Here is an 18947-nt window from a genome sequence, read left to right on the forward strand (position 1 = left end):
ATGACGCGGTCGACGTCGGTGTCCGACAGGTTGTCCTGGAGGTCGCCGACGGTGAGCTGACGGACCCGTCAGTCCTTGTTGGGGCCCTCGTAGTCGTCTCCGTACGCGCCCTTGGCGGGACGGCGGCGGCGCATCGGGGGCTCCACACCGTCCGCGAGGCGGCGGGCGGTCACCAGGAAGCCGGTGTGGCCGATCATCCGGTGGTCGGGGCGGACGGCCAGGCCCTCGACGTGCCAGTTGCGGATCATCGATTCCCAGGGCTGCGGCTCGGCGAAGCAGCCGATCTCCCGGATGGACTCGACGGTGCGCGAGAGCTGGGTGGTGGTGGCCACGTAGCAGCAGAGGATGCCGCCGGGCACCAGCGCCTTGGACACGGCGTCCAGGCACTCCCAGGGGGCGAGCATGTCGAGGATGACGCGGTCGACGTCGGTGTCCGACAGGTTGTCCTGGAGGTCGCCGACGGTGAGCTGCCAGGCGGGGTGCGGTCCGCCGAAGTAGCGCTCCACGTTCTGCGTGGCGATCTCGGCGAAGTCCTCGCGGCGCTCGTAGGAGTGCAGCATTCCGTGGTCGCCGACGGCGCGCAGCAGGAACGCGCTCAGCGAGCCCGAGCCGACCCCGGCCTCGACGACGCGGGCGCCGGCGAAGATGTCGGCGAAGGCCAGGATCTGCCCCGCGTCCTTGGGGTAGACCACGGCGGCGCCGCGGGGCATGGACAGGACGAAGTCGGGGAGCAGGGGGCGCAGCGCGAGGTAGGCGACGTTTCCCGTGGTACGGACAACACTGCCCTCGGGAGCACCGATCAGCTCGTCGTGCGGGAAGGAACCCTTGTGGGTGTGGAAATTCTTCCCGGCTTCGAGCGTGAACGTGTAGTGGCGTCCCTTGGGGTCGGTGAGCTGGACCTGGTCCCCGACCTTGAAGGGCCCGCGACGGCGGGCGGCACCGGTCGGTTCGGACATACGAACAGGGTACCGGCCCTGTTGACCGCAAAGCGCCACGGCCTGCGCGGATACGGGGGCCGCCGGTGCGTTTAGGGGGTGGGCCGGGCCATCGCCGCCACGAACGCCTTCTCGACGTCGGCCGCCGAGAGCACTCCGTAGATCTCTCCGGTCTCCTCGACGACCAGGTACTCGGTGGCGGGGGTGGCGCGGAGCTTGTCGAGGAGCGGTTCGCCGGCCAGCTCGGCCGGGACGCGCATGCCGTCGGTGAGGTCCTGGGCGAGCCCGCTGACCGCGACCCAGGGGCGGCGGTGCTCCGGTACGCCGACGATGGCGGCCTCGCGGACGAGGCCGGTGGGGTCGCCTTGGCCGTCGACGACGACCAGGGCGCGCGCCCCGGCCTCGTTGGCCCGGCGCAGCGCCTCGGAGAGCGGGGTGGCCGACTCGACGGGGACGGCCCGGCGGGTGAGGTTGCGGGCGCGCAGCTCCGGCAGGTGCTCGCGCAGCCGGGCCATCCGCAGGCTGTTGCCCGCGCCGGTCCAGATGATGGCGGCGAGGATCGCGGCGAGCAGTGCGTCGGTGACGGTGTCCATGCCGTCGACCTCTTCGGGCGCGTTGCCGAGGGCGCCGGTCTGGGTGAGCAGCGGGAGGCCGATGAGGACGGTGACGGCGAGGGCGCGGCCGACCCAGGCGGCGGCGACGGTGCCGCTCATGGGCTTGCCGGTGATCTTCCACACGACGGCGCGGAGCATCCGGCCGCCGTCCAGCGGCAGGCCGGGCAGCAGGTTGAAGCCCGCCACGATCAGGTTGGAGATCATCAGCCCGGCGAGCAGGACGCCGGGGACGGTGCCGGGCTCGACGGCCTGCATCCCGATGTAGAAAAGGCCGGACAGGACGAGGGAGAGCAGCGGGCCGACGAAGGCGAGCACGAACTCGCGGCCCGGGGTCTCCGTCTCCTTCTCGATCTCGGAGACACCGCCGAAGAACTGGAGCTGGATACGGCGCACGGGGAGCTTGAAGCGCAGCGCGGCGACGGTGTGGGCCAGCTCGTGGACCAGCACCGAGGCGTAGAAGGCGACCGCGAAGAAGAGCGAGACGAGGTAGCGGGCGGCGCCGAGCTCGGGCAGCACGCGGTCGAGCTGGCCGCCGAAGACCCAGGTGATGAGGGCGGCTACCAGGAACCAGCTGGGTGCGACGTAGACCGGCACGCCGAACGGGCGCCCCATGAGGATTCCGCCGCCCGGCTCCGGTCCACGGGGCGACTTGCCGTTGCCGGGCGCGGCGCCGGGACCGTCGTCCCCCGCGCCTGACTGCGGCCTCTTGCTGTCGCCGCTCTCGTCCACGGTGTCCCTTCGTCGGTGCTTCTGTCTCGATCATGCAGTGTGAGGGGGCTCGTCGTCGATGGTATTCCGCTCGCTGTCAGTGGCGGGTCGTAGGGTCTGTGTCATGGATACGAGCACCGGAGGGGCCGCGGCGGCCCAGCGCCCCGCGTCGTTGTCGCCGTCGCGGGCGAACGACTTCATGCAGTGCCCCTTGCTGTACCGGTTCCGGGTGATCGACAAGCTCCCCGAGAAGCCGAGCGAGGCGGCGACGCGCGGCACGCTGGTGCACGCGGTGCTGGAGCGCCTCTTCGACGACCCGGCGGCGGAGCGGACCGCTCCGCGCGCGAAGGCGATGATCCCCGGCCAGTGGGACCGGCTCCTTGAGTCGAAGCCCGAGCTGACGGAGCTCTTCGCCGAGGACACCGGGGGCGAGCGGCTGACCAAGTGGCTGGCGGACGCCGAGCGGCTGGTGGAGCGGTGGTTCTCGCTGGAGGATCCGACGCTTCTGGAGCCGGTGGAGCGGGAGTTCTTCGTCGAGACGGAGCTGGAGTCGGGGCTGCGGCTGCGCGGGGTGATCGACCGGGTCGACGTGGCGCCGACCGGTGAGGTCCGCATCGTCGACTACAAGACGGGCAAGGCCCCGCGTCCGGAGTACGCGGAGGGCGCGCTGTTCCAGATGAAGTTCTACGCGCTGGTGGTGTGGCGGCTGAAGAACGTGCTGCCGCGCCGGCTCCAGCTGGTGTACCTGGGCAGCGGTGACGTGCTGACGTACGACCCGGTGGAGGCGGATCTGCACCAGGTGGAGCGGAAGCTGCACGCTCTGTGGGAGGCGATCCGGCTGGCCACCGAGACGGGCGACTGGCGGCCGAGGCCGAGCAAGCTGTGCGGCTGGTGCGACCACCAGGCGGTCTGTCCCGAATTCGGGGGGACTCCCCCGGCATATCCGCTTCCTTTGATCCCGGCCGGGGATTCTGCAGGCTGAAGTGCGGCGGCCCGGCCGTGGGTCCGGGGGCCGCCCCCGGGTGAGCACAGCCGCTACCGGTGCTCCCAGCCGGGGTGGCGCAGGATGAGCAGGGCAGAATGGACCCGGTCCAGCAATCCTGATGAGGAGTTCCCGTGGCTATCCGCGTCCTACTGGTCGACGACCAGCCGCTGCTGCGCACCGGTTTCCGGATGATCCTGGAGGCCGAGCAGGACATCGCGGTGGTGGGCGAGGCCGGTGACGGTCTCCAGGCCCTCGACCAGGTGCGGGCGCTCCAGCCCGATGTGGTGCTGATGGACATCCGGATGCCCCGGATGGACGGTGTGGAGGCGACCCGGCAGATCAGCGGCCCGGGCAAGGACGGCCCGGCGAAGGTGCTGGTGCTGACCACGTTCGACCTCGACGAGTACGTGGTGGAGGCGCTCAAGGCGGGGGCCAGCGGCTTCCTGCTGAAGGACGCGCCCGCCAATGAGCTGGTGCAGGCGATCCGGGTGGTCGCGGCCGGCGAGGCGATGCTCGCCCCGTCGATCACACGCCGCCTGCTCGACAAGTACGCGGACCATCTGCCCTCGGGCGAGGAGCCGGTCCCGGACACGCTGCACACGCTGACCGACCGCGAGGTCGAGGTCCTGAAGCTGGTGGCACGCGGGCTCTCCAACGCGGAGATCGCCGCGGATCTGTTCGTCAGCGAGACGACGGTGAAGACGCACGTCGGCCATGTGCTGACGAAGCTGGGGCTGCGCGACCGCGTCCAGGCGGCGGTGTACGCGTACGAGAGCGGACTGGTCCGGCCCGGAGCGCAGTGAAGGGGTGGGGGGGGGGGGGGGCCCCCCCCCCCCCCCACCCCCCTCGGGGCCGCGCCCCCGCTAGTTCTTGCTGATCTCCCAGAACCGGAACACGGTCGACGGGTCCAGGGTCCACTCAAGACCCACCACGCCCTCGCGGGCCACGGCGTACTGCTTGCCCTGCCACAGCGGCAGGATCGGCAGGTCGTTGGCGACGAGGTCCTGGAGGCGGGCGAAGTCGGCCTCGGTGGCCGAGCGGTCCTCCGTGGCGGCTGTCGACGGGATGATCTCGTCGGTGATCGCCTTGTTGACATAGTGGTTGGACAGCACGTTGTCCTTGCCGAAGAACGGCGAGGTGAAGTTGTCCGGGTCCGGGTAGTCCGGGATCCAGCCCTTCACGTACACGCCGTACTTGCCGGCCGCGATGTCCTTCTCGTACTGCTTGAACTCGACGGACTTCACCTCGGCGTCGAACAGCCCGCTCGCGTTGAGCTGCTTGGCGATGGCCCGCATCTCGTCGTCGGTGCCCGGTCCGTAGCGGATGGGCGTGGACCACAGGGTGAGCTTCACCTTGCCGGTGATGCCGGCCTTGTGCAGGACCTGCTTGGCCTTCGCGGGCTGCGGGCTGCCGCCGTACATGTCGAACATCGAGGTGCTGTGCGCGGTGATGCCCGACGGGACGATCGAATAGAGCGGCGCCGCGGTCGACTTGTAGACGTCGCGCACCAGCGCCTCGCGGTCGACGAGGTAGGCGATGGCCTTGCGGACGGCGGGCTTGCCGGCGACCGCGTCGTTCATGTTGAAGACCAGGTGCTGGACCTCGGCGCCGGTGCCCTCGACGACCTTGACGCCCTTCTTGTCCACCACGCTGGTGGCCTGGAGGTCGGCGATGTCCTTGGCGGTGAGACCGCGGTAGGCGAGGTCGACGTCGCCGTTCTTCAGCGCGTCCGCCAGGTCCTTCTGCCGGCCGTGGAAGAGCTTCATGGTCATGCCGGAGTTCTTGACCTTGGCGCTGCCCTTGTAGCTGGAGTTGACCGAGAAGCTCGCCTGCTTCTCGCCGAACGCGTCCAGCTTGTAGACGCCCGAGCCGACCGCCTTGCCGTCGGTGCGCAGCTTGTCCGCCGGGTACGTCTCGTGGTCGACGATCGAGCCGGCACCGGAGGCGATCTTGCTGGGGAAGGTGGCGTCCGGCACCTTGAGGTGGAAGACGACGGTCTGCTCGTCCGGGGTGTCGATCTTGCCCAGGGTGGAGAGCAGCGGCGCGGGCCCGTTGGCGTCGTTGATGCGCAGCACCCGCTCGAACGAGAACTTGACGTCCTCGGACGTCAGCGCGTTGCCGTTGGTGAACTTCAGGCCGGAGCGCAGGGTGCAGCGGAAGACCTGGGAGCCGCCCTTGTCGAACGAGCAGCGCTCGGCCGCCTCGGGCTGCGGGGTGGTGCTCCCCTTGGAGAAGCTGAGCAGCGACTGGAAGACGTTGTTGAACAGCAGCCAGGAGCCCGGGTCGTAACCGGAGGCCGGGTCGGTGGCCAGGATGTCGTCCGACATTCCCATGACCACCGACTCGCCGCTCCCGGAGGAGGCCCCGTCCTCCGAGCCGCAGCCGCTGAGGAGACCGGCTGCCAGCCCCGCGGCGAGCGGGGCCGTCAGCCATCGGTTCCGTATCTTCACGTGCAAGTGCCTCACAGTCGTTGTTCGGCCGGCTCCGGGGTGGCCCCGGGAGCCGCAGCCTCACTGAAATTGCTTGCCGGCACGTGAATATCGCGGCCGGGTCCTGCGTTACTTCACGCCGCGGCCCAGCTCCCACAGCTGGAGGTCGGCGGAGGAGTTGAGCGCCCACTCGGTGCCCGTGATCTGGCTGCGGGCGGCGACGTACTGCTTGCCCTGCCACAGCGGCAGTACGGGGACGTCGTTGGCGACGATGTCCTGGATCCTCTCGAACGGCTTGGAGGCCTGGTTGCGGTCGGCCGCGACGCGGGACTCCGGGATCAGGGTGTTGCGCACCTCGACGTTGGAGTACGGCGAGTTGAGGAAGTTGTCCCGGCCGAGGAAGGGCGCGACGTAGTTGTCCGGGTCCGGGAAGTCGGGGAACCAGCCGAGGCCGTAGACGGCGTACTCGCCGGCCTTCTGGGCCGGGCGGTACCTGGGCCAGTCGGTCGCCTTGAGCGTGGTGGCGAACAGGCCGGTGGAGTTCAGCTGGTCCCGCAGGATCGAGAACTCCTTGGCGGTGCCCGGACCGTAGTGGTCGCTCGTGTAGTTCAGCGTGAGCTTCACCGGGGTGGACACATTGGCGGCCTTCAGGATGCCGGAGGCCTTCTGCTTGCTCGGCTCGCCGTACTTGTTGAAGAACGAGTTGGTGTGCCCGGCGATCGAGGTCGGGATGAGCGAGTAGAGCGGCTCGGCGGTCGCCCCGTACACCTTGGAGGCCAGCGCGCCGCGGTCGACGACGGCGGCCATCGCCTGGCGGACGGCCTTGTTCTTCACCGACGGGTCGTTGGTGTTGAAGCCCAGGTAACGGATCTCCAGGCCGGGCATCTCGACCAGGTTGACGTTCTTCGGCGGGGTGAGCGAGTACTTCTGGATCTGCTCCGGCGACATGGAACGCGTCATCATGTCGATCTTGCCGGATTCGAGCTCGGCGCCCATGGAGTCGGCGTCGGGGAACGAGCGCAGCTCGACCTTGTCGTTGTTGACCTTCAAGTCCCCCTTGTAATTGGGGTTCTTGCTGAAGACGGCCTTGACGACCTTGTCGCCGTCGACCTCGGCCTTGAGGGTGTACGGGCCGGAGCCGTCGACCTCGAAGCCGCCGCGCAGCGTCTTCGGCCGGTACTTGTCCTTCTGCACGATCGCGGCGGCGGGCGTCGCGAGCTTGTACGGGAAGGTGGCGTCCGGGGTCTTCAGATGGAAGACGATCTCGTCGTCGCCCTTGGTCTCCATCGTGTCGATGTTCTCAAGCAGCGCGACGGGGCCGTTGCCGTCCTTGATGTTCAGGACGCGCTGGATGGAGTAGTGGACGTCGGCGGAGGTCAGCTTGGAGCCGTCGGCGAACTGGATACCGCTGCGCAGCTTGCAGCGGTAGCTCTCGTTCTCCTTGTCGGTGAACGAGCAGCTGGAGGCCGCGTCCGGGACGGGCTCGCCGCCGCCGCGCGGGACGTGGACCAGCATCTGCACGGTCTGGCGCAGCACGTTCCAGGCACCGGTGTCGTACGCGTAGGCCGGGTCGAAGGGAGCGGGTGCGTCCTTGGTGACCACGAACTGGTCCGTGGTGCCCACGACGATGGCCTTGCCGCCGTCGCCCCCACTTCCTGCCCCGCCACATGCGGCGAGTACGGGGGCGAGCAGGCCCACTACGGCCGGCAGCACCAAAGTCTTGCGGTTCATCCTGGACGTTCTCCCTATGTGTCCGGCACTGGGGTACAGCGGTGTACGAATCACTCCGCCGCGGCCGCCCGGTCGGGGCGGGAGGCGATCGGGCCGGTACGTACGATCGGACCTGCGCGCCCGGCGGCTTGGTGGGTGCCGGGGCAGTTGAGGGTGCGGCGAAGTTCTCGCGACGAGATTAGTGGGCGGGCCGGGAAAGCCCGTACTGGGCCTGCTCCATTCACACGCCACGCAGTGGCCGGAAATAGCGGCCCGCCGATATCGAGGCGGCGGAATCTTTCGTACAGGAGATCCCTAAACAGGACACAAGGGCACCTCCCGAGCACCGGGAGACGCCCTTGGCATCGTTTACTGACGGCAGATCAGGTGACGAACGTCACCCCCTTGACATGCATTGACCCGTCGTGAATTCAACCGTTGTGATGTTGCCGCGACACCCTTGAGGGGTCACGGAAAATGCACGGCCGGATGCGATGAGTTTGCGCCGCATTCAGGGGGCACGCTGTGTGAACGGATCAGTTCATCCGTGTGATCAGGGTCCGCAGAAAAGCCAGGTCGACCTGTTCGAGGGAATCGACGACGACCCGGCCCGAGGCGGGCTCGATGGGCGCGACGGACGGCACCGCCACCACCCGGCAGCCGGCCGCCTCGGCGGCCGCCACACCGGTCGCGGTGTCCTCGACGACCGCGCATCTGGTGGGGTCCGCGCCGAGCCCGGCGGCGGCGAACAGATAAGGATCGGGGTGCGGCTTGGTGCGGCCGACCTCGTCCCCGGCGACGGTGAGCGCGAAGTTGCGCGTGCCCAGCGAGTGCAGGATCCGGTCGATGATCCGCCGGTGCGAGGCCGAGACCAGGGCGGTCGGCATGGAGTGCTCGGCGAGCTCGCCGAGCAGCCGGGCGGCTCCCGGCATCAGCGGGACCCCGCGGCTGATGCGCGCCTCGAAGCGGTCGTTGAGCAGCACGGTGAGCTCGGGGACGGTGATGTCGGCGCCCGTCGCCTCGATGAGGAACCCGGCGCTGCGGGTCATGGGCCCGCCCACCACGACGTCGCGCCAGCTCTCCTGGAGCGGGTGGCCGAGCGCGGCGAAGACCTCCACCTCGGCGTCCCACCAGAACCCCTCGGTGTCGACCAGTGTGCCGTCCATGTCCAGGAAGACGGCTTCGAGGGCCGATCTTCCGGCCGTACCGGTAACGGGCGCGGGAACCGTGGTGGTCATCCGGGCACACCTCCTGGAGGGACGAGAAGGCCGGTTCCCAGGGTGGGAACCGGCCTGCACTGGACCGACAAGTCTACGTCTCGGCAGCGGAAAACGCTCGTGGTAGTGGTCACGCCCCGAAAGGGGCGCGGCCGGTGACATGGTGCGGCTCCGCCGGGTTGGGGTCCCCCCTGGTCGAGCGAAGCCGAGGACTCGGGGGAGCGACCAGCCCCCACCGGCCCGCGGCTGCACGGCAGCGCTCCCCGCCCCCACACTCACCTCGCGTTGAAGTACTTCGCCTCGGGGTGGTGGATGACGATGGCGTCCGTGGACTGCTCGGGGTGGAGCTGGAACTCCTCGGAGAGGTGGACGCCGATCCGCTCGGGCTGCAGCAGCTCGGCGATCTTGGCGCGGTCCTCCAGGTCCGGGCAGGCCCCGTAGCCGAGCGAGAAGCGCGCGCCGCGGTACTTGAGGGCGAACATGTCCTCCACGTCGGACGGGTCCTCCCCGGCGAAGCCGAGCTCACTGCGCACGCGCGCGTGCCAGTACTCGGCCAGGGCCTCCGCCAACTGCACGGACAGGCCGTGCAGTTCGAGGTAGTCGCGGTAGGAGTTGGCCTCGAACAGCTCGGCCGTGGCCTCGCCGATCTTCGAGCCGACCGTGACCACCTGGAGCCCGACCACGTCGGTCTCGCCGGACTCCTCCGGGCGGAAGAAGTCCGCCAGGCACAGCCGGCGGCCGCGGCGCTGGCGCGGGAAGGTGAAACGGGTCCGCTCCGAGCCGTCCTCGTTCAGGATGATCAGGTCGTCGCCCTTGGAGACGCACGGGAAGTAGCCGTGGACGACGGCCGCCTCCAGCAGGTTCCTGGTGTGCAGCTGCTCCAGCCAGCCGCGCAGCCGCGGGCGGCCCTCGGTCTCCGCCAGCTCCTCGTAGCTCGGCCCGTCGCCGGCCCGGTTCTGCTTGAGGCCCCACTGGCCCTTGAAGAGCGCGCCCTCGTCGAGCCAGGAGGCGTACTCCTTGAGGCCGATCCCCTTGATCACCCGGGTGCCCCAGAACGGCGGCTCGGGGATGCGGTTGTCGACGGCCACGTCCGAGCGGACCGAGCCCTCGGGCTCCTCCGCCTCGGGCAGGGCCGCCGCACGCTTGGGCACCCGGCGCTGCTTGAGCTCGGGCAGGCTCGCGCCGGGCACGCCGCGCTTCACCGCGACCAGGGCGTCCATCAGACGCAGGCCCTCGAACGCGTCGCGGGCGTAGCGGACTTCGCCCTCGTAGATCTCGTGCAGGTCCTGCTCTACGTACGCGCGCGTGAGGGCCGCGCCGCCGAGGATCACCGGGTAGTCGGCGGCCATCTTGCGCTGGTTGAGCTCCTCCAGGTTCTCCTTCATGATCACGGTCGACTTCACCAGCAGGCCGGACATGCCGATCACATCGGCCCGGTGCTCCTCGGCGGCCTCCAGGATCGCGGAGACGGGCTGCTTGATGCCGAGGTTGACGACGTTGTAGCCGTTGTTGGAGAGGATGATGTCGACGAGGTTCTTGCCGATGTCGTGGACGTCGCCGCGCACGGTGGCAAGCACGATGGTGCCCTTGCCCTCCGCGTCGGACTTCTCCATGTGCGGCTCCAGATGGGCCACGGCCGTCTTCATGACCTCGGCGGACTGGAGGACGAACGGCAGCTGCATCTGGCCGGAGCCGAAGAGCTCGCCGACGACCTTCATGCCCTCCAGGAGGGTGTCGTTGACGATGTCGAGGGCGGGGCGGCTGAGCAGCGCCTCGTCGAGGTCGGCGGCCAGGCCGTTCTTCTCGCCGTCGATGATCCGGCGCTGGAGGCGCTCGTCCAGCGGCAGCGCGAGGAGCTCCTCGGCCTTGCCCGCCTTCATCGACTTGGTGCTGACGCCCTCGAAGAGCTCCATGAGCCGCTGGAGCGGGTCGTAACCCTCGGCGCGGCGGTCATAGATGAGGTCGAGGGCGACCTTGACCTGCTCCTCCTCCAGACGCGCGATCGGCAGGATCTTGGACGCGTGCACGATCGCGGAGTCGAGGCCCGCCTTGACGCACTCGTCCAGGAAGACGGAGTTCAGTACGACACGGGCGGCCGGGTTGAGGCCGAAGGAGATGTTGGACAGGCCGAGGGTGGTCTGGACGTCCGGGCGGCGGCGCTTGAGCTCGCGGATCGCCTCGATGGTGGCGATGCCGTCCTTGCGGGACTCCTCCTGGCCGGTGCAGATGGTGAAGGTCAGCGCGTCGATGAGGATGTCGCACTCGTGCACGCCCCAGTTGCCGGTGAGGTCGTCGATGAGCCGCTCCGCGATGGCGACCTTGTGCTCGACGGTACGGGCCTGGCCCTCCTCGTCGATGGTGAGCGCGATCAGGGCCGCGCCGTGCTCCACGGCCAGCTCGGTGACCTTGGCGAACCGCGACTCGGGCCCGTCGCCGTCCTCGTAGTTGACGGAGTTGATGACCGCGCGCCCGCCGAGCTTCTCCAGACCGGCCTGGAGGACGTTCACCTCGGTGGAGTCGAGGACGATCGGCAGGGTGGAGGCGGTGGCGAAGCGGCCGGCGAGCTCCTCCATGTCGGCCACGCCGTCGCGGCCCACGTAGTCGACGCAGAGGTCGAGCATGTGGGCGCCCTCGCGGATCTGGTCGCGGGCCATCTCCACACAGTCGTCCCAGCGGCCCTCCAGCATGGCCTCGCGGAACTTCTTCGAGCCGTTGGCGTTGGTGCGCTCGCCGATCGCCATGTACGAGGTGTCCTGGCGGAACGGCACGCTCTGGTAGAGCGAGGCGGCGCCGGGCTCGGGGCGCGGGTGGCGCTCGGTGGGGGCGACGCCGCGGACCCGCTCGACGACCTGGCGCAGGTGCTCGGGCGTGGTGCCGCAGCAGCCGCCGACCAGGGACAGGCCGTACTCGCGGACGAACGTCTCCTGGGCGTCGGCGAGTTCCGGCGCGGAGAGCGGGTAGTGCGCGCCGTCCTTGCCGAGGACGGGCAGTCCGGCGTTGGGCATGCAGGACAGCGGGACCCGGGAGTTGCGGGCGAGGTAGCGCAGGTGCTCGCTCATCTCGGCGGGGCCGGTGGCGCAGTTGAGGCCGATCATGTCGATGCCCAGCGGCTCCAGGGCGGTGAGCGCGGCGCCGATCTCGGAGCCCAGCAGCATGGTGCCGGTGGTCTCGACGGTGACCGAGCAGATGATCGGGACCCGGTAGCCGGCCACGTCCAGGGCGCGCTGGGCGCCGAGGATGGCGGCCTTGGTCTGGAGCAGGTCCTGGGTGGTCTCCACCAGGAGCGCGTCGGCGCCGCCGGCCAGCATGCCCTCGGCGTTCTGCTGGTAGGCGTCGCGCAGCAGGGTGTACGGGGCGTGGCCGAGGGTGGGCAGCTTGGTGCCGGGGCCCATGGAGCCGAGCACCCAGCGCTGCTGTCCGGTCGAGGCGGTGAACTCGTCGGCCACCTCGCGGGCGATCCGGGCGCCCGCCTCGGACAGCTCGTACACGCGCTCGGGGATGTCGTACTCACCGAGGGCGGAGAAGTTCGCGCCGAAGGTGTTGGTCTCGACGCAGTCGACGCCGACGGCGAAGTACTCCTGGTGCACCGAGCGCACGATGTCGGGCCGGGTGACGTTGAGGATCTCGTTGCAGCCCTCAAGGTCCTGGAAGTCCTCCAGGGTGGGGTCCTGCGCCTGGAGCATGGTTCCCATGGCTCCGTCGGCCACCACCACGCGGGTGGCGAGCGCTTCGCGGAGCGCGTCGGCGCGGGTCCGGCTGTCAGCGGAAGGGGTAGGCAACGAGGCCATGGATCTGCTCCCTGGAGTGCGACGGCTGTCGGCTTTGCGGCGTCCGAGGGGAGGCCGCACCCGGTCAGGGTAACCGGGCGGGGGGCGGGTGAGCACAGGTGTCCCACGGGGCGGACTGCGCGGGGGGCCGCCCGGGTGACGGCCGGATGGCCCCGGTACGTCTGCCGTCCGAACCGGCCGGATGGCGGCGGGGACCGTCCATCACGGTGACATGAGGTCGACAACGGCCGATACTGTTCAGCATTGTCGAACTCAACGTTCCGAAGTGGGAGGAAGCGCGATGGCGCGGAACATCCAGTCGCTCGAACGGGCGGCCGCCATGCTGCGGCTGCTCGCGGGCGGCGAGCGGCGGCTCGGCCTGTCCGAGGTGGCCTCCGCGCTCGGCCTGGCGAAGGGCACCGCGCACGGCATCCTGCGCACGCTCCAGGCGGAGGGGTTCGTCGAGCAGGACCCGGCCTCCGGCCGCTACCAGCTCGGCGCGGAGCTGCTGCGCCTGGGCAACAGCTATCTGGACGTCCACGAGCTGCGGGCGCGCGCCCTGGTGTGGACGGACGACCTGGCGCGCTCCAGCGGCGAGAGCGTGTACGTGGGCGTCCTGCACCAGCAGGGCGTGCTGATCATGCACCACGTCTTCCGGCCCGACGACAGCCGTCAGGTCCTGGAGGTCGGGGCGATGCAGCCGCTGCACTCCACCGCGCTCGGCAAGGTCCTGTCGGCGTTCGACCCGGTGGCGCACACCGAGGCGGTGGACGGCGAGCGGACCGCGTTCACTCCCCGCACGGTGACCACCGGCGCCGGCTTCGAGGAGCTGCTCGAACTGGCCCGGGCGCGCGGCTGGGCGAGCGACATGGAGGAGACCTGGGACGGGGTGGCCTCGGTGGCCGCGCCCATCTTCGACCGGCGCCGGATGCCGGTGGGCGCCGTGGGGGTGGCCGGGGCCGTGGAGCGCGTCTGCAAGGACGGCGAGGTCCGCTCCGAGCTGGTGGCCGCGGTGCGCGACTGCGCCCGCTCGGTCTCGCGCGATCTGGGCGCCGGCCGCTTCTGACCCGGCCGCGGGCCCGTCGTGGCCCGCTCCTCGGCCCCTCGTGGCCCGGCCGCCCGCCCTTTGCGCGGGCCTGACCAGCCACTTCCCGGCCCGTTCTGATCGTTTCCGATCCTGGCTGGAAGTTATCGATCAATGTGGCCGAAAGGTACCTGCTGGTAACGATCGGGATACCGGCCACAGAACCCTTGACGTCGACTTAACCCCAGAGCAACACTGCCGTTCATCGGTCGGCATTGTCGAACACCTAACGGCAATACGAGTTAGAGTGTGACAACGCCAAGGGCCGTCAAGCCCTCGACGTGAGGGCGCGGACTTCCGGAGGGACCCGGGGTTCGCCTTCCCCTGGACGAAGGACAAAGGAGTCGCGGGTGTCCAGCTCCGACATCTTCACCGGCGAGATCATCGGTACCGCCGTTCTCATCCTGCTCGGTGGTGGCGTGTGCGCCGCCGTCACACTGAAGAGCTCCAAGGCACGCAACGCGGGCTGGCTGGCCATCACCTTCGGGTGGGGCTTCGCGGTGCTCACCGGCGCTTACATCTCCGCCCCGCTCTCGGGTGCGCACCTCAATCCGGCGGTGACGCTCGGCCTCGCCATCGAGGGCGGCACCGAGTGGAGCGACGTGCCCGTCTACCTGGCGGGACAGCTGCTCGGCGCCATGATCGGCGCCACGCTGGTCTGGCTGGCCTACTACGGCCAGTTCCAGGCGCATCTGACCGATCCGGAGATCGTCGGTGACCCTGCCGACAAGCCGATCGAGGGACCGCACAACGGCGCCGCCAACGCGGGCCCGGTGCTCGGGGTCTTCTCCACCGGCCCCGAGATCCGCAACGCGATACAGAACCTCACCACCGAGATCATCGGTACGGCCGTGCTGGTCCTCGCGATCCTCACGCAGGGCCTCAACGGCGACGGCAAGGGCCTCGGCGTCATCGGTGTGCTGATCACCTCCCTGGTCGTCGTCGGCCTCGGCCTCTCGCTCGGCGGCCCCACGGGCTACGCCATCAACCCGTTCCGCGATCTGGGTCCGCGCATCGTGCACTCGCTGCTGCCGCTGCCCAACAAGGGCGGTTCGGACTGGGCCTACGCCTGGGTTCCGGTTGTCGGCCCGCTGGCCGGTGCCGCCCTCGCGGGTGGCCTGTACAACCTCGCCTTCGCCTGAGCCGTTGAGCCGTAGAGACCTTCAGACCTCCAGGAGAACCCCGTGAGCGACACCCACACCACCGCCTCGCACGGTCACGGCCCGTTCATCGCGGCCATCGACCAGGGCACCACCTCGTCCCGCTGCATCGTCTTCGACAAGGACGGCCGGATCGTCTCGGTCGACCAGAAGGAGCACGAGCAGATCTTCCCGAAGCCGGGCTGGGTCGAGCACGACGCCGCCGAGATCTGGACCAACGTCCAGGAAGTCGTGGCGGGCGCCGTCGACAAGGCGGGCATCACCGCCGCCGACGTCAAGGCGATCGGCATCACCAACCAGCGCGAGACCACGCTTCTGTGGGACAAGAACACCGGCGAGCCCGTGCACAACGCGCTCGTCTGGCAGGACACCCGCACCGACGCGCTCTGCCGGGAGCTCGGCCGCAACGTCGGCCAGGACCGCTTCCGCCGCGAGACGGGCCTGCCGCTCGCGTCGTACTTCGCCGGCCCCAAGGTCCGCTGGCTGCTCGACAACGTCGAGGGCCTGCGCGAGCGCGCCGAGCGCGGCGACATCCTCTTCGGCACCATGGACTCCTGGGTCATCTGGAACCTGACCGGTGGCGTCGACGGCGGTGTGCACGTCACGGACGTCACCAACGCCTCGCGCACGCTGCTCATGAACCTGCACGAGATGGCCTGGGACGAGAAGATCCTCCAGTCCATGGACATCCCGGCGGCGGTGCTGCCCGAGATCCGCTCCTCCGCCGAGGTGTACGGACACGCCAAGGGCGGCGTCCTGGACGGCATCCCGGTCGCCTCCGCGCTCGGCGACCAGCAGGCGGCCCTGTTCGGCCAGACCTGCTTCTCGGAGGGCGAGGCCAAGTCCACGTACGGCACCGGCACCTTCATGCTGATGAACACCGGTGACAAGCCCGTCAACTCCTACAACGGCCTGCTGACCACCGTCGGCTACCAGATCGGCGACCAGAAGCCGGTCTACGCCCTCGAAGGCTCGATCGCCGTCACCGGCTCGCTCGTCCAGTGGATGCGCGACCAGATGGGCATGATCAAGACCGCCGCCGAGATCGAGACCCTGGCGTCCTCGGTCGAGGACAACGGCGGCGCGTACTTCGTGCCGGCCTTCTCCGGTCTGTTCGCCCCGTACTGGCGCTCCGACGCCCGCGGTGTGATCGCCGGTCTCACCCGGTACGTCACCAAGGCGCACATCGCGCGCGCCGTGCTTGAGGCGACCGCCTGGCAGACCCGCGAGATCACCGACGCCATGACGAAGGACTCCGGCGTCGAGCTGACCGCGCTCAAGGTCGACGGCGGCATGACCTCCAACAACCTGCTGATGCAGACCCTCTCGGACTTCCTGGACGCGCCTGTGGTGCGTCCGATGGTCGCCGAGACCACCTGCCTCGGCGCCGCCTACGCCGCCGGTCTGGCCGTCGGCTTCTGGCCGGACACCGACGCGCTGCGCGCCAACTGGCGCCGGGCGGCGGAATGGACCCCTCGCATGGACGCCGACAAGCGTGACAGCGAGTACAAGAGCTGGCTCAAGGCCGTCGAGCGGACCATGGGCTGGATCGAGGACGAGGAGTAATCGAAATGACCACCCTGCAGAGCGTCCCTGCCCTTGGGACGCACCCGGCCTCCGGCTCCCACCCGAGCCGCGCCGAAACTCGGGAGCAGCTTTCCAAGGCGACGTACGACCTCCTGGTGATCGGCGGCGGCATCCTGGGCATCTCCACCGCCTGGCACGCCGCGCAGTCCGGGCTGCGGGTGGCCCTGGTGGACGCCGGCGACTTCGCCGGCGCCACCTCCTCGGCCTCCTCCAAGCTCCTCCACGGCGGTCTGCGCTACCTGCAGACCGGTGCGGTGAAGCTGGTGGCCGAGAACCACTTCGAGCGGCGTGCGGTGTCGCGTCAGGTGGCACCGCACCTCGCCAACCCGCTCACCTTCTACCTGCCCGTCTACAAGGGCGGCCCGCACGGCGCGGCCAAGCTCGGCGCGGGCGTCTTCGCCTACTCGGCGCTCTCCGCCTTCGGTGACGGCGTCGGCCACCTGCTGTCGCCCTCCAAGGCCGCGCAGGACGTGCCGGAGCTGCGCACGGACAACCTGAAGGCCGTGGCCGTGTACGGCGACGACCAGATGAACGACGCGCGCATGGCCCTGATGACGGTCCGCGCCGCCGTGGACGCGGGCGCGGCCGTACTCAACCACGCCGAGGTCACCGGGCTGCGCTTCACCAAGGGCCGGGTCACCGGCGCCGATCTGCGCGACCGCCTCTCCGGCGACGAGTTCGGCGTCAACGCCCGCCTGGTGCTCAACGCGACCGGCCCGTGGGTCGACCACCTGCGCAAGATGGAGGACCCGGACTCGGCCCCCTCCATCCGTCTGTCCAAGGGCGCGCACCTGGTCCTCAAGCGCACCTCCCCCTGGAAGGCGGCGCTGGCGACCCCGATCGACAAGTACCGCATCACCTTCGCCCTGCCGTGGGAGGACATGCTCCTGCTCGGCACCACGGACGAGGAGTTCGAGGGCGACCCGGCGGACGTCGCGGTCACCGAGAAGGACACCGCCCAGATCCTCGACGAGGCCGCGTTCTCCATCCGCGACCAGCAGCTGTCGCGCGATCTGATCACGTACTCCTTCGCGGGTCTGCGGGTGCTTCCGGGCGGTCCCGGCGACACCTCCAAGGCCAAGCGCGAGACCGTCGTCACCGAGGGCCGCGGCGGCATGCTGTCGGTGGCCGGCGGCAAGTGGACGACCTTCCGCCACATCGGCCGTACGGTGATGAAGAAGCTGGAGCAGCTGCCCGGGCGTCCGCTCGGTGACGATTTCGAGCCCATCTCCGAGCTCCCCGGCAAGCTGCCGCTGCCCGGCATAGCCAACCCGCGCGCCGTCGCCCACCGCCTGATGGTGGACGGCCCGGCGCCCGGCCCGCGCATGGCGGCCGACACCGCCAGGCACCTCGCCACGCACTACGGCTCGCTCTCCTTCGACATCGCGCGCCTGGCCAACGAGGACGCGGCGCTGGCCGAGCGGATCCACCCGGACGCGCCGGAGATCTGGGCTCAGGTCGTCTACGCGCGCGACCACGAGTGGGCCGAGACGGCCGACGACGTGCTGCGCCGCCGCACCACGCTCACGATCCGGGGCCTTGCCACGGACGAGATCCGCGGCAAGGTCGACGACCTGCTCGGCAAGAAGAACTGACGTATAGTTAGTCCAGCCAGTCAGCGCCGGAAGGGGCGGTTCCCACGGGGGGAGCCGCCCCTTTCGCATGCGGGGAGCGCCGACGCGGCTCCGGGACGCATAATGGGGGCCGATTCATCGGATGTATGCCCCTGTATGGAGGTCGCCCCATGGCAGTCACCGACGAGGCCATCGAGAAGATCAAGGAAATGATCGTCTCCGGTGCGCTGCGCCCGGGCGACCGGCTGCCCAAGGAGAGCGAACTCGCCGCCGAGCTCGGCCTGTCCAGGAACTCGCTGCGCGAGGCGGTCCGCGCGCTCTCCCTGATCCGCATCCTCGACGTGCGCCAGGGCGACGGTACGTACGTCACCAGCCTGGACCCCCAGCTGCTCCTGGAGGCGATGAGCTTCGTCGTGGACTTCCACCGGGACGACACGGTCCTGGAGTTCCTGGCGGTGCGGCGGATCCTGGAGCCGGCGGCGACGGCGATGGCGGCCGCCCGGATCGAGGACGCGGAACTGGACGCGCTGGCGGCCCAGTTGGACGCGCTGGGCCCGGACCCGTCGGTGGAGGAGCTGGTCGCCTGCGACCTGGAGTTCCACCGCGGGATCGTGCAGAGCGCCGGGAACTCGGTGCTCTGCTCCCTCCTGGACAGCCTCTCGGGCCCCACCACCCGGGCCCGGGTGTGGCGCGGCCTGACCCAGGAGGACGCGGTGGCCCGCACCCTCCACGAACACCGCGCCATCCTCGCGGCCCTGCGCGACCGGGACGCGGAGGCGGCGCGGTCCTGGGCGACGGTCCACATCGCCAGCGTGGAGCAGTGGCTGCGGTCGACGCTGTAGCGGTGCCCGGGGTTTGTCCGCGGGCCGGTGGGGGCTGGTCGCTCCCCCAAGTTCTCGGCTTCGCTCGAACAGGGGGGACCCCCATCGCGGCGGAGCCGCACATGTCACAGCCGCGCCCCTTGAGTGCCGCTGCGCGGCATCCCCTGGGCGCCCCGGGGGGGGCGCATTCAGGGGCGCGGGGAACCGCGCGCTCAGCCCCCACCGGCCCGCGGGCAGAACACAACGCCCCCTAGTAGTGCTTGGTCAGGTTGGTGGGCCGGTGGCGTGTCTTCTTGATCGGCCGTGTCGTTGATCGGGTGTGCTGGGTAGGGAGTTGGCCGCGGTCCGGTGTGATC

At 69.9% G+C, this 18947-nt stretch carries 13 protein-coding genes; 7 read left to right on the forward strand and 6 right to left on the reverse strand.

Features of this window, described 5'->3' with window-relative positions; translation table 11 throughout:
- Window positions 1-68: 68 nt before the first annotated feature.
- Together ACFWA7_RS35935 and ACFWA7_RS35940 are read right to left on the reverse strand one after the other, a co-directional pair.
- Entirely contained in the window at window positions 69-956 is an 888-nt protein-coding gene (locus tag ACFWA7_RS35935; protein WP_328313834.1) for a tRNA (adenine-N1)-methyltransferase, read from the reverse strand.
- Between the two features lie 71 nt (window positions 957-1027).
- Window positions 1028-2278 (reverse strand): site-2 protease family protein, encoded by a 1251-nt coding sequence (locus tag ACFWA7_RS35940; protein WP_385827284.1) that lies wholly within the window; start codon window positions 2276-2278, stop codon window positions 1028-1030.
- Between the two features lie 103 nt (window positions 2279-2381).
- Here ACFWA7_RS35940 and ACFWA7_RS35945 point away from each other — a divergent pair, with 103 nt between their 5' ends.
- Both ACFWA7_RS35945 and ACFWA7_RS35950 read left to right on the forward strand, forming a co-directional pair.
- On the forward strand, window positions 2382-3239 hold the full coding sequence (locus ACFWA7_RS35945; RefSeq protein WP_385545978.1) for a RecB family exonuclease: 858 nt from the start codon (window positions 2382-2384) through the stop codon (window positions 3237-3239).
- 134 nt (window positions 3240-3373) lie between these two features.
- Entirely contained in the window at window positions 3374-4045 is a 672-nt protein-coding gene (locus ACFWA7_RS35950) for a response regulator transcription factor (RefSeq protein WP_053723497.1), read from the forward strand.
- 60 nt (window positions 4046-4105) lie between these two features.
- Here the strand turns inward: ACFWA7_RS35950 and ACFWA7_RS35955 are convergent, their stop codons facing one another.
- The 4 genes from ACFWA7_RS35955 to metH form a co-directional block, all read right to left on the reverse strand.
- Window positions 4106-5692 carry an ABC transporter substrate-binding protein gene (locus tag ACFWA7_RS35955; RefSeq protein WP_385827291.1) on the reverse strand — a complete coding sequence of 529 codons (1587 nt, stop codon included), beginning with the start codon at window positions 5690-5692 and terminating at the stop codon, window positions 4106-4108.
- A 108-nt stretch (window positions 5693-5800) separates the two neighbouring features.
- On the reverse strand, window positions 5801-7402 hold the full coding sequence (locus tag ACFWA7_RS35960) for an ABC transporter substrate-binding protein (protein ID WP_385827287.1): 1602 nt from the start codon (window positions 7400-7402) through the stop codon (window positions 5801-5803).
- A 515-nt stretch (window positions 7403-7917) separates the two neighbouring features.
- Window positions 7918-8619, reverse strand: coding sequence for an HAD family hydrolase (locus ACFWA7_RS35965; protein WP_385827289.1), 702 nt, complete (start codon window positions 8617-8619; stop codon window positions 7918-7920).
- Between the two features lie 254 nt (window positions 8620-8873).
- Window positions 8874-12386, reverse strand: a complete 3513-nt coding sequence (metH, locus tag ACFWA7_RS35970) for a methionine synthase (protein ID WP_385545988.1) — start codon at window positions 12384-12386, stop codon at window positions 8874-8876.
- 280 nt (window positions 12387-12666) lie between these two features.
- Here metH and ACFWA7_RS35975 point away from each other — a divergent pair, with 280 nt between their 5' ends.
- The 5 genes from ACFWA7_RS35975 (at window position 12667) to ACFWA7_RS35995 (ending at window position 18612) form a co-directional block, all read left to right on the forward strand.
- Window positions 12667-13431, forward strand: coding sequence for an IclR family transcriptional regulator (locus tag ACFWA7_RS35975; RefSeq protein WP_385545991.1), 765 nt, complete (start codon window positions 12667-12669; stop codon window positions 13429-13431).
- A gap of 368 nt (window positions 13432-13799) precedes the next feature.
- Entirely contained in the window at window positions 13800-14591 is a 792-nt protein-coding gene (locus ACFWA7_RS35980) for an MIP/aquaporin family protein (protein ID WP_385545994.1), read from the forward strand.
- 42 nt (window positions 14592-14633) lie between these two features.
- The gene (glpK, locus tag ACFWA7_RS35985; protein ID WP_385545997.1) at window positions 14634-16175 is read left to right on the forward strand and encodes a glycerol kinase GlpK; all 1542 of its coding nucleotides are present in this window, start codon (window positions 14634-14636) and stop codon (window positions 16173-16175) included.
- A 5-nt stretch (window positions 16176-16180) separates the two neighbouring features.
- Window positions 16181-17791 (forward strand): FAD-dependent oxidoreductase, encoded by a 1611-nt coding sequence (locus ACFWA7_RS35990; RefSeq protein WP_385546001.1) that lies wholly within the window; start codon window positions 16181-16183, stop codon window positions 17789-17791.
- Window positions 17792-17940: 149 nt separating this feature from the next.
- The gene (locus ACFWA7_RS35995; protein WP_385546004.1) at window positions 17941-18612 is read left to right on the forward strand and encodes a FadR/GntR family transcriptional regulator; all 672 of its coding nucleotides are present in this window, start codon (window positions 17941-17943) and stop codon (window positions 18610-18612) included.
- The last annotated feature ends 335 nt before the right edge of the window (window positions 18613-18947 follow it).

Source organism: Streptomyces sp. NPDC059994, from assembly GCF_042737755.1.
Taxonomy (GTDB): domain Bacteria; phylum Actinomycetota; class Actinomycetes; order Streptomycetales; family Streptomycetaceae; genus Streptomyces.

Excerpts from the sequence above, each read along its gene's own strand:
- ACFWA7_RS35935 (WP_328313834.1), bottom strand. The coding sequence starts at position 956 with ATGTCCGAACCGACCGGTGCCGCCCGCCGTCGCGGGCCCTTCAAGGTC.
- ACFWA7_RS35945 (WP_385545978.1), top strand. The coding sequence starts at position 2,382 with ATGGATACGAGCACCGGAGGGGCCGCGGCGGCCCAGCGCCCCGCGTCG.
- ACFWA7_RS35960 (WP_385827287.1), bottom strand. The coding sequence starts at position 7,402 with ATGAACCGCAAGACTTTGGTGCTGCCGGCCGTAGTGGGCCTGCTCGCC.
- ACFWA7_RS35965 (WP_385827289.1), bottom strand. The coding sequence starts at position 8,619 with ATGACCACCACGGTTCCCGCGCCCGTTACCGGTACGGCCGGAAGATCG.
- metH (WP_385545988.1), bottom strand. The coding sequence starts at position 12,386 with ATGGCCTCGTTGCCTACCCCTTCCGCTGACAGCCGGACCCGCGCCGAC.
- ACFWA7_RS35975 (WP_385545991.1), top strand. The coding sequence starts at position 12,667 with ATGGCGCGGAACATCCAGTCGCTCGAACGGGCGGCCGCCATGCTGCGG.
- ACFWA7_RS35990 (WP_385546001.1), top strand. The coding sequence starts at position 16,181 with ATGACCACCCTGCAGAGCGTCCCTGCCCTTGGGACGCACCCGGCCTCC.
- ACFWA7_RS35995 (WP_385546004.1), top strand. The coding sequence starts at position 17,941 with ATGGCAGTCACCGACGAGGCCATCGAGAAGATCAAGGAAATGATCGTC.